Source organism: Microbacterium sp. XT11 (assembly GCF_001513675.1).
Lineage (GTDB): Bacteria > Actinomycetota > Actinomycetes > Actinomycetales > Microbacteriaceae > Microbacterium.
Window position 1 is genome coordinate 2914110 of sequence record NZ_CP013859.1, and the last position, 14434, is coordinate 2928543.

11 protein-coding genes are annotated in these 14434 nt (G+C 69.5%); 4 read left to right on the forward strand and 7 right to left on the reverse strand.

Annotated elements, in window-relative coordinates:
* Window position 1: 1 nt before the first annotated feature.
* Genes AB663_RS13865 through ileS form a run of 3 tightly spaced genes read right to left on the reverse strand, consistent with a single transcriptional unit; the run spans window position 2 to window position 5090 of the window.
* Entirely contained in the window at window positions 2-415 is a 414-nt protein-coding gene (locus tag AB663_RS13865) for a DUF4233 domain-containing protein (RefSeq protein WP_232304553.1), read from the reverse strand.
* Window positions 412-1782: a bifunctional folylpolyglutamate synthase/dihydrofolate synthase gene (locus tag AB663_RS13870; protein ID WP_067200373.1), complete on the reverse strand. Its 1371-nt coding sequence runs from the start codon at window positions 1780-1782 to the stop codon at window positions 412-414. Before AB663_RS13870 ends, AB663_RS13865 begins: the two co-directional genes overlap by 4 nt.
* Window positions 1779-5090 carry an isoleucine--tRNA ligase gene (gene ileS, locus AB663_RS13875; protein WP_067200376.1) on the reverse strand — a complete coding sequence of 1104 codons (3312 nt, stop codon included), beginning with the start codon at window positions 5088-5090 and terminating at the stop codon, window positions 1779-1781. The genes AB663_RS13870 and ileS overlap by 4 nt, the downstream gene beginning before the upstream one ends.
* 337 nt (window positions 5091-5427) lie before the next feature.
* On the opposite strand from ileS, the gene AB663_RS13880 reads away from it, so the two are divergent.
* Both AB663_RS13880 and AB663_RS13885 read left to right on the forward strand, forming a co-directional pair.
* Entirely contained in the window at window positions 5428-6042 is a 615-nt protein-coding gene (locus tag AB663_RS13880) for a hypothetical protein (protein WP_067200378.1), read from the forward strand.
* Window positions 6043-6061: 19 nt separating this feature from the next.
* Window positions 6062-6532 (forward strand): hypothetical protein, encoded by a 471-nt coding sequence (locus AB663_RS13885; RefSeq protein WP_067200381.1) that lies wholly within the window; start codon window positions 6062-6064, stop codon window positions 6530-6532.
* Here AB663_RS13885 and AB663_RS13890 read toward each other — a convergent pair.
* The 4 genes from AB663_RS13890 to AB663_RS13905 form a co-directional block, all read right to left on the reverse strand.
* Complete coding sequence (locus tag AB663_RS13890) at window positions 6522-8012, reverse strand: ATP-binding cassette domain-containing protein (protein ID WP_067200387.1); 1491 nt, start codon at window positions 8010-8012, stop codon at window positions 6522-6524. The genes AB663_RS13885 and AB663_RS13890 overlap by 11 nt on opposite strands.
* On the reverse strand, window positions 8009-8821 hold the full coding sequence (locus tag AB663_RS13895) for an ABC transporter permease (RefSeq protein ID WP_067200392.1): 813 nt from the start codon (window positions 8819-8821) through the stop codon (window positions 8009-8011). The genes AB663_RS13890 and AB663_RS13895 overlap by 4 nt, the downstream gene beginning before the upstream one ends.
* Entirely contained in the window at window positions 8818-9759 is a 942-nt protein-coding gene (locus tag AB663_RS13900) for an ABC transporter permease (protein ID WP_232304554.1), read from the reverse strand. Before AB663_RS13900 ends, AB663_RS13895 begins: the two co-directional genes overlap by 4 nt.
* 69 nt (window positions 9760-9828) lie before the next feature.
* Window positions 9829-11439: an ABC transporter substrate-binding protein gene (locus tag AB663_RS13905; RefSeq protein WP_067200399.1), complete on the reverse strand. Its 1611-nt coding sequence runs from the start codon at window positions 11437-11439 to the stop codon at window positions 9829-9831.
* 161 nt (window positions 11440-11600) lie between these two features.
* Here AB663_RS13905 and valS point away from each other — a divergent pair, with 161 nt between their 5' ends.
* Entirely contained in the window at window positions 11601-14195 is a 2595-nt protein-coding gene (gene valS / locus AB663_RS13910; protein ID WP_067200403.1) for a valine--tRNA ligase, read from the forward strand.
* Entirely contained in the window at window positions 14192-14410 is a 219-nt protein-coding gene (locus AB663_RS13915; RefSeq protein WP_442922632.1) for a hypothetical protein, read from the forward strand. Before valS ends, AB663_RS13915 begins: the two co-directional genes overlap by 4 nt.
* The last annotated feature ends 24 nt before the right edge of the window (window positions 14411-14434 follow it).

Below are 14434 nucleotides of genomic sequence, written 5' to 3' on the forward strand. Positions count from 1 at the left end.
GTCATTCACTCTCTGTCTGAGTCGGAACCTGCGGCTCGGCCGGGCGTCGCGCGTCCAACCGGGCCCCCATGATCGTCGCATACGCCCACATGCCGCCGAAAATCAGCACGACGAGCAGGATCGCCGGAACGAGGAAGGCCGACAGCGCGATGATCGCCTGGATCACCCACCCCGCGGTGATGGCCCACGGCGCGGTGATCATGCCGGCGACCGCGAGGCACGCCAGCGCGACGACGGCTCCTCCGACGATGCCCCACCACTGCTCGATACCGTCGGGGAGCGCCTTGAGACCGAAGACGGTCAGCCCGGCGAGGAACACGACGATGGACTCGAAGCCGAGCACGATCGGCGCCAGTTTCTGAACGAGCGTGCGCGCCGGTCGGGGAGCGCGAGCCCGCGCCGCCGCGGCGCTCACGCGCGCCACCCCGACTTCCAGTCCTCCTCATCCGACATCGCGATCGCCTCCCCTGCCAGCACGACGGAGCCCGCGATCACCACCGCGCGGCGGTCGGATGCCGCGGCCCATTCGCGCGCGGCGTCTGCGGCATCCGCCAGCGTCGGATGCACCGTGGCCCTGTGGCCAGCGGCCTCGACGAGGTCGGCGATGGCATCCGCGTCGCTGGCACGGTCGGAGTCGGGGGCCGTGGCGAAGACGTGAGCCGCGACGGGAGCGAGCCGCGCGACGATGCCGGCCGCATCTTTGTCGGCGAGGACGCCGAGCACGACGCCCCACTCGTCGAAGTCGAAGCTGTCGCCCATCGCCTGCGCCAGTGCCGCCGCCCCGTGCGGATTGTGCGCGGCGTCCACGATCACGGTGGGCGCGATGCCGATGAGCTGGAGACGACCAGGAGAGGTCGCCGCCTGCAGGCCCTCCGACATGACGTCGCCTGCGACCGCCTGGCTCGCTCCGCCGATCAGCGACTCGACCGCAGCCACGGCGAGTGCGGCGTTGTGCCCCTGGTGAGCGCCGTAGAGGGGCAGGTACTCCTCCACGTACTCCCCCGCGAGACCGCGGATCGTGATCAGCTGCCCGCCGACCGCGAGCTTCTGATCCGCAAGGCCGAAGTCCTCACCCTCGAACGCGATGGTCGCGTTCTTCTCGGCGGCGACGCGGCGGAGCACCTCCGCGGCCTCGGCGGGCTGCTGCGCCGAGACGACGGCGGCGCCGTCCTTGATGATCCCGGCCTTGACCGTGGCGATCTCCGCAATCGTGCTGCCGAGCCGGTCGGCGTGGTCGATGTCGATGGGCGCGAACACGGCGACGTCTCCGTCTGCCGTGTTCGTGGAATCCCACTCGCCGCCCATGCCGACCTCGAGCACGAGTACGTCGACCGGCGCATCGGCTACGGCGACGAAGGCCAGCACGGTGAGCAGCTCGAAGAAGGTCAGCGGCTCCTCTCCTGCCGACTGCAGTTCTGCGTCGACGATCCCGACGAAGGGCTCGATCTCGTCCCATGCGTCGGCCACCGCGGCGTCGGAGATCGGCTCCCCGTCGATCATGATCCGCTCGGTGAACCGCTCCAGATGAGGGCTCGTGAACAGACCGGTGCGCAGGTCGTGCGCGCGCAGCAGGCTCTCGATGATGCGCGCGGTCGACGTCTTCCCGTTCGTGCCAGTGATGTGCACGACGCGATAGGTCTTCTGCGGGTCATCGAGGAACGCCAGGATGCGCGCGACGCGCTCCTTCCTGGGCTGCACCCAGCGCTCCCCTGCCCGCGCGAGCAGCGTCTCGTAGACGGCATCCGCACGCCGGCGCTGTTCCGGGTCGAAGTCGTCGCTCATGATGCTGCTCCGATCCTGCTGACCGCGACCGTGAAATCGTCTCGGTTGGCGTACGTTCCCGCAGGGATCACCGCCGTGTGCTCGGCAACCGGAAGCTCGGCATCGCTGCGATGCACGGCGTGCTCGACGGCGAGGGTCTCCCCTGCCACGTTCGCTGCGTCGAACACCAGCTCCACGGCAGCCGCGTCCTCCTCGCTCGAGAACCGCAGGTCGAGGCGGATGCGGTCGCTGACGTCGAAGCCGGCGTTCTTGCGAGTGTCCTGCACGGCCCGGATGACGTCTCGGGCCAGCCCCTCGGCCTCGAGCTCGGGGGTCGTTGCCGTGTCGAGCAGCACGAAGCCGCCACTGGGCACGATCGCGAGCGCCTCACCCTCTGGACGGCCCGTGGTCTCGAGCACCAGCTCGTACTCTCCGGGCTCGAGGGCGATCCCCCCAGCGGTCACGACCCCGTCGACCTCGGTCCAGTCCCCTGTGCGGGCCGCCTGGATGGCCTTCTGCACGTCCTTGCCGAGGCGCGGCCCTGCCGCGCGCGCGTTGATGCTGAGACGATGGTCGATGCCGTAGTCCGCCGCGGTGGTCTCGGTGAGCTCGACGAGCTCGACCTCCTTGACGTTGAGCTCCTCGCGGAGGATGTCCTCGAACTGGCCCAGCGCGGCCGCCACGGGCGAGACCACCGTGAACCGCGCGAGCGGGAGCCGCACGCGCAGCTTCTCCTTCTTGCGCAGCGCGTTGCCGACGCTCGACAGCTCGCGCACGGCGTCCATCGCATCGCGGATCTCGTCCGCCGCCGGGAAGGCGTCGGCGTCCGGCCAATCCTGCAGGTGCACGCTCCGGCCGCCGGTGAGCCCCTGCCAGACGCGCTCGCTCACGAGCGGCACCAGCGGCGCCGCCACGCGGCACAGCGTCTCGAGCACCGTGTAGAGCGTGTCGAACGCCGAGGTGTCGGTGCCCTCCCAGAACCGGTCGCGCGAACGGCGGATGTACCAGTTCGTGAGGATCTCGGCGAAGTCCCGCAGGCGGGCGGGTGCCGTGGTCGAGTCCAGGCCCTCGAGGTCGGCGCGGACCTCGCGGACGAGGTCGCCGAGCCGCGCGAGGATGTACCGGTCGAGCACATCGGCGGAGTCGGTGCGCCACGAGGCCTCGTAGCCGCCTTCCTTCGCCGCGTTGGCGTAGGTGGCGAAGAAGTACCACGAGTTCCACAGCGGCAGCAGGAACTCCCGCACGCCCGCGCGGATGCCCTCCTCCGTGACGCTGAGGTTGCCGCCGCGCAGCACGGAGCTCGACATGAGGAACCAGCGCATCGCGTCGGAGCCGTCGCGGTCGAAGACCTCGCTGACATCAGGGTAGTTGCGCAGCGACTTCGACATCTTGTAGCCGTCGCTGCCCAGCACGATGCCGTGGCAGCTCACACCCGTGAACGCGGGACGGTCGAACAGGGCGGTCGACAGCACGTGCATGACGTAGAACCAGCCGCGCGTCTGTCCGATGTACTCGACGATGAAGTCCGCAGGCGCATGCGTGTCGAACCACTCCTGGTTCTCGAACGGGTAGTGCACCTGCGCGTAGGGCATCGATCCGGAGTCGAACCACACGTCGAAGACGTCCTCGATGCGTCGCATCGTGGACTTCCCTGTGGGGTCGTCGGGGTTCGGCCGGGTGAGCTCGTCGATGTACGGGCGGTGCAGGTCGATCTCGCCCTCGGCGTTGCGCGGCAGCGTGCCGAAATCGCGCTCGAGCTCCTCCAGCGACCCGTAGGCGTCCACGCGCGGGTACTCCGGGTCGTCGCTCTTCCAGATCGGGATCGGCGAGCCCCAGTAGCGGTTGCGGCTGATCGACCAGTCGCGGGCGCCCTCGAGCCACTTGCCGAACTGGCCGGGCTTGACGTTCTCGGGCACCCAGGTGATCTGCTCGTTGTTCGCGAGCAGGCGGTCCTTGAGGTCGGTGACGCGGATGAACCAGCTCGAGACCGCCTTGTAGATGAGGGGGTTCCGGCACCGCCAGCAGTGCGGGTAGGAGTGCATGTAGCTCTGTTCGCGGAGCAGGCGCTGCTTGCCTCGCAGCAGGCGGATGATCGGCGTGTTCGCCTCCATCCACAGCATCCCCGCGACATCTGTGACGTTGCTGAGGAAACGTCCGCCGTCGTCGAGCGAGAGGATCGTGGGGATGCCTGCGGCCTCGGCGACCCGCTGGTCGTCCTCACCATAGGCGGGAGCCTGGTGGACGACCCCCGTGCCGTCGCTCGTGGTCACGTAGTCGTCGACGAGCACGCGCCACGCGTTCTGCGTGCCGTAGGTGTCGACGTCGGCGTAGTAGTCGAACAGCGGCTCGTATGCGAGCCCGCCGAGCTCCGCTCCGGTGATCGTGCGCTCGACGGCCTCGGTCGCGGAGGCGGCGTCCTCGTAGCCGAGGTCCTTCGCGTATCCGCCGAGGAGGTCGCGCGCCAGGAGGTACCGTGCTCCGTCGACGCCCTCGGCCGCGCCGTTCGGACCGGCCGGCACGACGACGTAGGCGATCTCCGGTCCCACGGCGAGCGCCATGTTCGTCGGCAGCGTCCAGGGCGTCGTCGTCCATGCGAGCACCCGCACTCCGTCGAGGCCCTTCGCGGCGGCATCCGGCCCGGTCAGCGGGAAGGAGACGGTGACCGACGGGTCCTGCCTGTCCTGGTAGACGTCATCGTCCATGCGCAGCTCATGGTTCGACAGCGGCGTCTCGTCGCGCCAGCAGTACGGGAGCACGCGGTAGCCCTCGTAGGCGAGCCCCTTGTCGTACAGCGTCTTGAACGCCCAGAGCACGCTCTCCATGTAGCCGAGATCGAGCGTCTTGTATCCGCGCTCGAAGTCGACCCAGCGGGCCTGCCGTGTGACGTAGTCCTGCCACTCGCGCGTGTAGGTGAGCACCGACGCCTTGGCCTTCTCGTTGAAGACCCCGATGCCCATGTCTTCGATCTCGCTCTTCTCGGTGAGACCGAGCTGCTTCATCGCCTCGAGCTCTGCAGGCAGGCCGTGCGTGTCCCAGCCGAAGACACGGTCGACCTTCTTGCCGAGCATGGTCTGGAAGCGCGGGAACAGGTCCTTGGCGTAGCCGGTGAGCAGATGCCCGTAGTGCGGCAGCCCGTTGGCGAACGGCGGACCGTCGTAGAAGACCCACTCCTCCGCGCCGTCACGGTTCTCGATCGAAGCACGGAAGGTCTGATCGGCCTCCCAGAACTCGAGCACCTCCCGCTCGATGTCGGGGAAGCGAGGGCTCGGTGCGACGGAGGCCGCCTGGTCTGCGGCGGGGCCGAAGGCGGAGGTGCGGGGATAGGTCATGTCGTCTCGCAGGAGTCGTGGCGGATGCTGTTGCGAGGACGATCCCGGACCTCTCGTTCCTGTGGACCGCGGTACCACCCCGCGTGCCGCGCCTCCCGGCGGGGCCACTCTCACTGCGGCTGTGACGGGCCTGACCCGCTCGGTTCTACTGACCTCTCGCGAGGTGTTCTTCCGAGAGCTCCCCGGTGATGGCCGGATCGACGCTCGTGACGTCCATTGTACGCGGCCCGCCGCGTCGGGGACGCCGGGTCATCGAGCAGCCATGCCGGATGCCGGAGGACGACGGGTCCACGAGATGTGGCGTCATGAGAGGATCATGAGTCGGAGGAAGCCGCGCATGCATCTCATCGACCCGCCGGAGTACTCCGCGATGACGTACGTGCCCCGTACGCCCGAGCTCGCGCTCGTCACGGGAGTGGGGCTGGTCCATGACGGCCGTGCAGGCTTGTGGCTGGATGTCTCGCCGTTCGGCGATCCCGAGCTGGTGCCGGTCGAAGACGTCACGCTGTCCCGCGACGGCGGGACGCTGGCGTTCGGAGCTGCCGGGGAACGATACGAGGTGCGCAGCGACGCGCCGTGCGATCGGATCCTCTTCGCCGCGATGGCGGATCTCGCTTCTCGCGCCGCTCCGCTCCGGCATCACGGCAAGGATCGGATCGAGGTGCTCTTCGAGCATGGCCTGCTCGAGTCGCTGCGCGTCGGCCGGTACGAGGAGGGCGACCCTGATGCGTATTTCACGGTGATCTTCCGTGCGGAGGGGATGTTCTTCGTGCGGGCGGCTCCACACGAGCGGGTGAAGCTGCGCACTCTCGCGATGGACCGCGGTGTGCTGACCGGATCTGCGCAGGAGCGGGAGCTGCGGTACGAGGTCGATGCCGACCCGTATCTCCTCGACCTCCTCGGAGCCCTCATCGCCACCGCGCTCAAGGATGACGGCTCGTTCAGCCGGTGAGCCTCGAAGGGATCTCGTCATGCCTCGCACACCCGACTCCCCCGTCGCGCCGCGCGTCTCGCCGCCCGACCTCCCCGAGCACCTCGATGACGCGCGACCGGCTCGAGGGGCCGACCTCCTCGCCGCTCGCCTGCGGCTCGATGCCGATGCCGACCTCGCGTACGCGACACTCGAGCAGTGCACGCTCTGTGCCGAAGCCGACACCGTCGACCTGACAGGGGCGACGCTGCTCGACGTCGAGATCGTCGACAGCGGCATCCGCACCATCGACATGCCCCTCGCCGAGCTCACGAGAGTGCGATTCACCGCGACGCGCTGCGACGAGGTCGACCCGCGCGGCATGAAGGCGGTCGATGTCGATCTGCGAGGACTGGACGCCGTGAGCTATCTCGACGCGAACAGCCTGCGCGGTGCGACGCTCACGAGCTTCCAGGTGCAGCAGCTCGCGCCGATGCTCGCAGCGGGGATCGGCATCCTCGTCACGGACTGACGCTCGCTGCGAGGAGTTCCCGCGTGAAGGGGTGCCGCGGCTCCGCGAAGACTCGCGCGACCGGCCCGCTCTCGACGACGGCGCCTTCCTGCATGACCAGCACGTCGTCGGAGACCGCGCCGACGACGTCGAGGTCATGCGACACGAACACCATCGTGAGGCCGCGGTCGCGCTGCAGACGCCGAAGCAGCGCGAGCACGCGCTCGCGCACGGAGGGGTCGAGGGCCGAGACGGGCTCGTCGAGCACGAGCACCTGAGGGTCAGCCGCCAAGGCGCGAGCTATCGCGGCGCGCTGACGCTGCCCTCCGGAGAGGGCGCGGGGCCGCCGGCGGGCCGTGTCGTGGTCGAGTCCGACCTCGTCCAGCAGCGCGTCGACGCGGTCGGCGCGAGACGCTCGCGGCACGCCGCCCGCCGCGAGCGCCTCGCGGAGAGACCGTCCGATGGTCCAGCGCGGATCGAAGGCGCCGAGGGGGTTCTGGTGCACGAGCTGCACACGGGGCCGGCCGCTCCAGCTGAGCTCGCCCTCGTCCGGCCGCTCCACTCCGACGATCATGCGGGCGAGCGTCGTCTTGCCCGAGCCCGACTCCCCGACGATCCCGAGGGTGCGGCCGGCGCCGAGCGTGAGGTCGGCGGAGACGACGGCGGTCGTCTCCGCGAAGCGCTTCGTCAGGCCCCTCGCCGTCAGCAGGATCTCGGGCACACCGGCAGAGGGGGCGCGAGGCTCGTGGATGGTCGCGGCGATCAGCTGCCTCGTGTACTCGTGCGCAGGAGCGGCGAGCACCTCGCCGACGGGGCCGGATTCGACGATACGGCCGTCGCGCATGACCACCACGCGGTCTGCCAGTCTGCGCACGGCGGCGAAGTCGTGGCTGATGAAGACGACCGCGGTCCCCCTGTCTGCGATCTCGCGCAGCAGGCGGAGGATGCGCGCCTGCACTGTCGCATCCAGTGCAGTCGTCGGCTCGTCGGCGATGAGCACGGCCGGCCCGGCGGCGATCGCCGAGGCGATCAACGCCCGCTGCCTGAGCCCGCCCGACAGCTGATGCGGGTACTGGCGCGCACGGCGCTCGGGTTCGGGCATCCACACCCGCCGCAGCAGCGCGTGCACCTGATCGGCGCCCGCCGGGAGCCCATGCAACCGCAACGGTTCTGCCACCTCCGTGCCGATGCGCTGCAAGGGGTCGAGAGACACGAGCGCATCCTGCGAGACCAGCCCGACTCGGGCGCCTCGCAGCCCGCGCCACCCGCGCTCCGACAGCGACTCCGCGCTCGCGCCGTCGATCATGAGCTTCTCGGCACGCACCGTGGCCCCCTGCGGCGTGAGACCGAGGAGCGCGCGGGCTGTGAGCGACTTGCCCGCTCCCGACTCGCCCACGATCGCGACGCACTCGCCCGGTTCCACGGTGAACGACACGTCGTCGACGACCGTGCGGGCGCCGAACGCGACCCGCAGCCCCTGCACCTCGAGAGCGGTGCTCATGCCCGCCCCTCGTCTGCGCGCGCTCGGAGCAGCCGCCCGACGACGGTGGCAGCGACGACCGTTACCGTGATCGCGAGTCCGGGGAACACCGCCACCCACCATGCCTGTCCCAGCACGTTGCGTCCCCCCGCGAGCATGAGCCCCCATTCGGGGGTGGGCTCCGTCGGTCCGAGCCCGAGGAAGCTGAGCCCCGCCGCGGCGAGGATGCTCGAGCCGATGCCGATGGTGGCCAGCACGCTGAGCGACCCCAGCACGCCGGGCACGACGTGCCGCACGAACGCGGGGACGGCGGGGACGCCGAGGATGCGGGCGGCTTCGACGTGTTCTGCGATGACGAGTGAGCGGGTCTGCACCCGTGCGAGGCGCACGTACACCGGAGTCGCGGCGAGCGTCACCGCGATCGCGATGTTCGCCGGCCCCGGGCCGAGCACCGCGACCACGACGAGTGCCACGAGGAACTCCGGGAAGGCCATGAGCACGTCGTTGACGCGCATGAGGGTGAGGTCGACGGCGCGGGGGGCGATGCCGGCGAGCGCGCCGATGAGCAGGCCGGCGACGAGGGCGATGCCGGTCGCGAGCACGCCGATGCCGAGGGAGCGGCCGGCGCCGTGGACGACCCGGGAGAACACGTCGCGCCCGCTCTGATCGGTGCCGAAGAGGTGCGCAGCACTGGGCGGTCGCAGTGCTGCGCGGACGTCGGTCTGCAGGGGGTCGTGCGTGGCGAACAGCCCCGGCGCGACGGCCACCACCACGACGATCGCGAGCACCGCGACCGACAGCCACAGGAGAACGCTCTGTGCGCGTCTCATCGCAGCGCCGCCCCGGCTCGTCGCAGCCGCGGATCGATGAGCGGATGCAGCAGCTCCACGACGACGTTGATCACGACGAACACGACGGCGCTGAGCAGGATGACGCCGGTGATGACCGGAAGGTCACGGTCGCTGATCGCGGCGAGGGTCACCCGGCCGAGGCCGGGCCGGGCGAACACCGTCTCGACGAGAACCGCTCCCCCGAGCACCGACCCGGTGAGGTAGGCGGCCAAGGTGACGGCCTCCGCGGCGCCGTGGCGCAGGCCGTGCCGGAGGACGAACCAGGTCGGTCCGGCTCCCCGCGCTCTGACCGTCTCGGCGAACGGCATACGTTCGGCCTGCACGAGCCCGTCGCGCAGGACCTGGCTGAGGAGCGCGGCGACCGGAAGCGCGAGGGTGAGCGCCGGGAGCACGAGGGTGGCGGGGTTCCGCGCCCCCGATACCGGGAACCACCCCAGGCCGAACGCGAACACGCTGAGCAGCACGAGTCCGATCCAGAAGACGGGAGACGAGAGCACCACGAGTTCGACGGCGGCCGCGACGGCGCGGCCCGCGCGGTCGCGCACGAACACGGCCACGGCGAGCGCCAGCACCACGGCGATGGCCAGTGCGAGCACGGACAACTGCAGAGTCGCGCCCAGCTGTCGTCCGATCACGTCGGCGACCGGCATCCGCAGCTGATACGACTCGCCCAGATCTCCGCGGGCGAGTTGCGCGATGAACGTGACGTACTGCTCGAACGGGGGCCGATCGAGCCCGAGTTCTGCCCTGATCGCGTCTTTGACGTCTTCGCCCACCTGTGCTTGCGGACCGAGCATCACCGAGACCGGGTCCCCGGGTATGACCCGGAATGCGAGGAAGACCAGGGTCGCCGTGCCCCACAGCACGACGACGACGGATGCGGCGAGCCCGCCGATCCGGCCGAGCACCGCTCTCACGACTCTCTCCATGGTCCGTGGACGATCTGCGCGACGATCGATCCCGCCGCGCTCACCGGCGGAAGGTCATCAGCCGACGCTCACATCGTAGAACAGCGGCCGACCGTAGAGGTCGTACTGCAGTCCGCTCACCCGGTCGCCGACGGCCGTGATGGCCGACGGGCTGTACAGCGGCACGATCGCCACGTGCTGCGCGTTCCACTCCTGCACCTGTGTGTACAGCTCGTTGCGTGCCTCGGCGTCGCTGCTGGCGACCGCTTCCTCCAGGAGCGCGTCCATCGACGGGTCGGACACCTGGGACGCGTTCTGGAATCCGTCGGTGTGGAGGTGGCTGCGCAGCAGATCCGGGTCGACGCCGGAGAAGCCCCAGTCGGTGAGGTCGAACGTCTTGGGCTCGTACTGCTCGTTGTAGGCACCCGGGTCGAGGACCTCGCGCACGACGTCGATGCCCACCTTCTTCAGGTCGGACTGGATCGCGTTCGCCAGCGCGGTACGGTCGCCCGGAACGGGTGTCCACGCGATCCAGCGCACCGACAGGCGGGCGCCGTCCTTCATACGGATGCCGTCATCGTCGCGCTGCGTCCAGCCGGCCTCATCGAGGAGGCGGTTCGCCTCGTCCGGGTCATACGGCCACGTGCCCTCGAGAGCGGCGTCATATCCCGGCGTCGTGGACCCCAGGATGCTCCAGGCGCGGGGGAACTGGCCGAAGAAGATCTCCTCTACGGCGGCGTCGATGTCGATACCTCGCGCGAATGCCTGACGCACCTTCTCGTCGGCGAATACGCCGTACTTCTCATTGAGGTAGAGCGAGTAGGGCAGCCCGGGGTACTCGATGGAGTCGACCGTCACGCCGTCGCCCAGCTCGCCGACGAGGTTGGGGGGCATGTTGCTCGCGAGGTCGGCCTCGCCGCTGGTGACGACGCCGGCACGGACGGATGCCTCGGGCTGGATCTCCACCCGCAGCGTCTCGAACTTCGGCGCCTTCTCACCGTGCGGGCCCCACGCGTAGTCGTCGTTGCGCGTGTACACGAGCTCCTGGTCGGGCGTGTATTCGGTCAGCTCGAAGGGCCCGGTGCCGACCGTCACCCCGGGCCCCCCGGCCTTGAGCTGGCCGGCGGACTCCTTGAGGACCTTGGGCGAGTAGAAGCCGAGCTGGGGCGTGCTCGCCGCCTGCAGGAACGGCGCGTAGGGCTGGGTGAAGCTGACCTTCACGGTGTGCTCGTCGATCACCTCGGTGCCGTCGTAGAAGTCGGCTCCGAGCATGCTCGCCGCCTGGGCGGACTTCGTCTTCGGGTCGACGATGCGGTCGAAGTTCGCCTTCACAGCGGCGGCGTCGAACTTCTCTCCGTCCGTGAACGTCACGTCGTCGCGAAGGGTGAAGGTGTACTCGGTGCTGTCGGGCGACACCTCCCATTTCGTCGCCAGCCAAGGGGTGAACGAGCCGTCCTCCTCCTGGAAGACCAGCGAATCGAGCACGGCGCGCTGCACCATACCGGACACGTCGAGCTGGCTGACCTGCGGATCCATGTGGCCGGCGGACAGGTTCGCGCCTTCGATCGACCACACGAGCTCGCTGGACGCGTCACCTCCCGAGGCGGGCGCGCAGGCGCTGAGGGCGAGAGCGGCGGACGCCGCGACGGCGGCGAAGGGAACAAGGCGACGCGCAGCGCGTGCAGGCATGGGACGTCCTCGGTACGAGAGATTCGGGATGCTGCCAGTCTAGGGCCGATTTTTGGACGCGGTCGATGTACGCCGGCTCCGTTACCCGCTCGGTACACTGGGGACACACTCACACTCAGGCACGCTCACACAGTGCCGCATACATCGCTCGAGGAGACCTCATGTCCGTGATACCCGACAAGCCCGCGCTCGAAGGTCTCGAAGCGAAGTGGAACGACGCCTGGGCCGAACAGGGCACCTACCTGTTCGACCGCATCCGGGCAGCCCAGGCCGGCCGTGAGGGCGTGTATTCGATCGACACTCCGCCGCCGACGGCATCCGGATCCCTGCACATCGGCCACGTGTTCTCGTACACGCACACCGACATCAAGGCGCGCTTCGAGCGCATGCGCGGCAAGACCGTGTTCTACCCGATGGGCTGGGACGACAACGGCCTACCGACCGAGCGCCGCGTACAGAACTACTACGGGGTGCGCTGCGATCCGTCGCTCCCCTACGACCCCGACTTCACCCCGCCGTTCGAGGGCGGAGACAACAAGTCGTCGCGCGCGGCCGACCAGGTGCCGATCAGCCGCCGCAACTTCATCGAGCTGTGCGAGAAGCTCACCGTCGAAGACGAGAAGCACTTCGAAGCCCTCTTCCGCCAGCTCGGCCTGAGCGTGGACTGGACCCAGACGTACCGGACGATCTCCGACGAGACCATCCGGCAGAGCCAGCTGGCGTTCCTGCGCAACCTCGAGCGCGGCGAGGCCTACCAGGCGCTGGCGCCGACACTGTGGGACATCGACTTCCGGTCGGCGATCGCACAGGCGGAGCTCGAGGACCGCGAGCAGCAGGCCTCGTACCACACGATCGACTTCCCCTTCGCGGACGGCTCGGGCGCGATCACGATCGAGACCACCCGTCCCGAGCTGCTCCCCGCCTGCATCGCGATCGTGACGCACCCGGAGGGTCCGCACAAGCACCTCATCGGCACGAAGGTGAAGACGCCCTTCTTCGGCGCCGAGATCGAGATCCACGGACACCACCTCGCGCTCGCCGACAAGGGCACGGGCGCCGCCATGGTCTGCACCTTCGGAGACGTGACCGACATCGTGTGGTGGCGCGAGCTGCGCACGACCGACGGCGCCGAGCTTCCCAACATGACCACGATCGGGCTCGACGGCCGCTTCCTGCCGAACGCCCCCGCCTCGGTGCGCAACCCCGAGGCGATCTCATGGTACGAGGCGAACCTCGCGGGCAAGACGGTGTTCTCGGCGCGCAAGGCGATCGTCGAGAAGTTGCAGGAGACCGGCGACATGACCGCCGTCGGCAAGCCGTTCAATCACGCGGTGAAGTTCTTCGAGAAGGGCGACCGGCCGCTGGAGATCGTGTCGACGCGTCAGTGGTACATCCGCAACGGCGCGCGTGATGCCGGGCTGCGCGACCAGCTCCTCGCGCACGGCAGCGAGCTGACCTGGCACCCCGATTTCATGCGCGTGCGCTACGAGAACTGGGTCGGCGGGCTCACCGGTGACTGGCTGGTGTCGCGGCAGAGGTTCTTCGGCGTGCCGATCCCGCTCTGGTACGCCCTCGACGAGAACGGGGAGCGCGACTACGACCGCGTCCTCACGCCCGACCTCTCGTCCCTGCCGATCGATCCGACGACCGACGTTCCGCCGGGCTACACCGAGGAGCAGCGCGGCGTGCCGGGAGGGTTCGACGCCGAGGCCGACATCCTCGACACCTGGGCGACGTCGTCGCTCACCCCTCAGCTGGCCGGCGGCTGGCAGCGTGACGAGGAGCTGTGGGACCTGGTGGCCCCCTTCGACCTGCGTCCGCAGGGCCAGGACATCATCCGGACCTGGCTGTTCTCGACCATGCTGCGCTCGACACTCGAAGACGGGCGCTCGCCGTGGCGCAACGCGGCGATCAGCGGCTTCATCGTCGACCCCGACCGCAAGAAGATGTCCAAGTCCAAGGGCAACGTGGTGACCCCGGCAGACATCCTCGACGCCCACGGGTCGGATGCCGTGCGCTACTGGTCCGCGTCAAGCCGTCTCGGCATGGACGCCGCCTTCGACCCGCAGAACCCGACGCAGGTGAAGATCGGGCGCCGCCTGGCGATCAAGGTCCTCAACGCGGCGAAGTTCGTGCTGTCCTTCCCGGTGCCGGAGGGCGCCGAGATCACCCACGCGCTCGACGCCTCGATGCTGGCCGCCCTCGACTCCGTGATCACCGAGGCGACGAAGGCGTTCGAGAACTACGACCAGGCGAAGGCACTCGAGGTCACGGAGGCGTTCTTCTGGACGTTCTGCGACGACTACCTCGAGCTGGTGAAGGAACGCGCCTACAACCAGGCCGACGTGGGGCAGGCGTCCGCTGCCCTCGCGCTGCGCCTCGCGCTGTCGACGCTGCTCCGTCTGCTCGCGCCGATCCTGTCGTTCGCGACGGAGGAGGCGTGGTCGTGGTTCGAGGAGGGTTCCGTGCACACGGCGACCTGGCCCGCCCCGCTCGGCATCGAGGGCGACCCGGCCGTGCTCGCCGCCGCGAGCGCCGCTCTGATCGGCATCCGTCGCGCGAAGACCGAGGCGAAGGCGTCGCAGAAGACTCCGGTCTCGCGCGCTGCGATCGCAGCACCGTCCGACACGATCGAAGCCCTCCGGGCAGCGGCCGACGACCTCCGTGCCGTCGGCCGCATCGCGGAGCTCGAACTCACCGAGGCGGAAGAGCTCGCCGTCACCGCGATCGAGCTCGCTCCAGCAGAGGGGGCATGATGCAGCTCGGTACGCGATGGGCCGCGGGGTCGGAGCCCCCGGCATCCGTTCCTGCCGCTCTGCGTGCGGCGATCGCCGAGGTCGAGGGACGCGGGCTCTCCGGGCACTGGACGCTCACCTGGCTCGAAGGGCGCGCGATCGCCGAGCTCGATGCGGGGTGGGAGGTCGTCCAGACGGCGTCGGGCGAGGTCGTCGCCCGACCGTTCGACGACTGACGCGCCCCCGTTCCTGCGCCGACG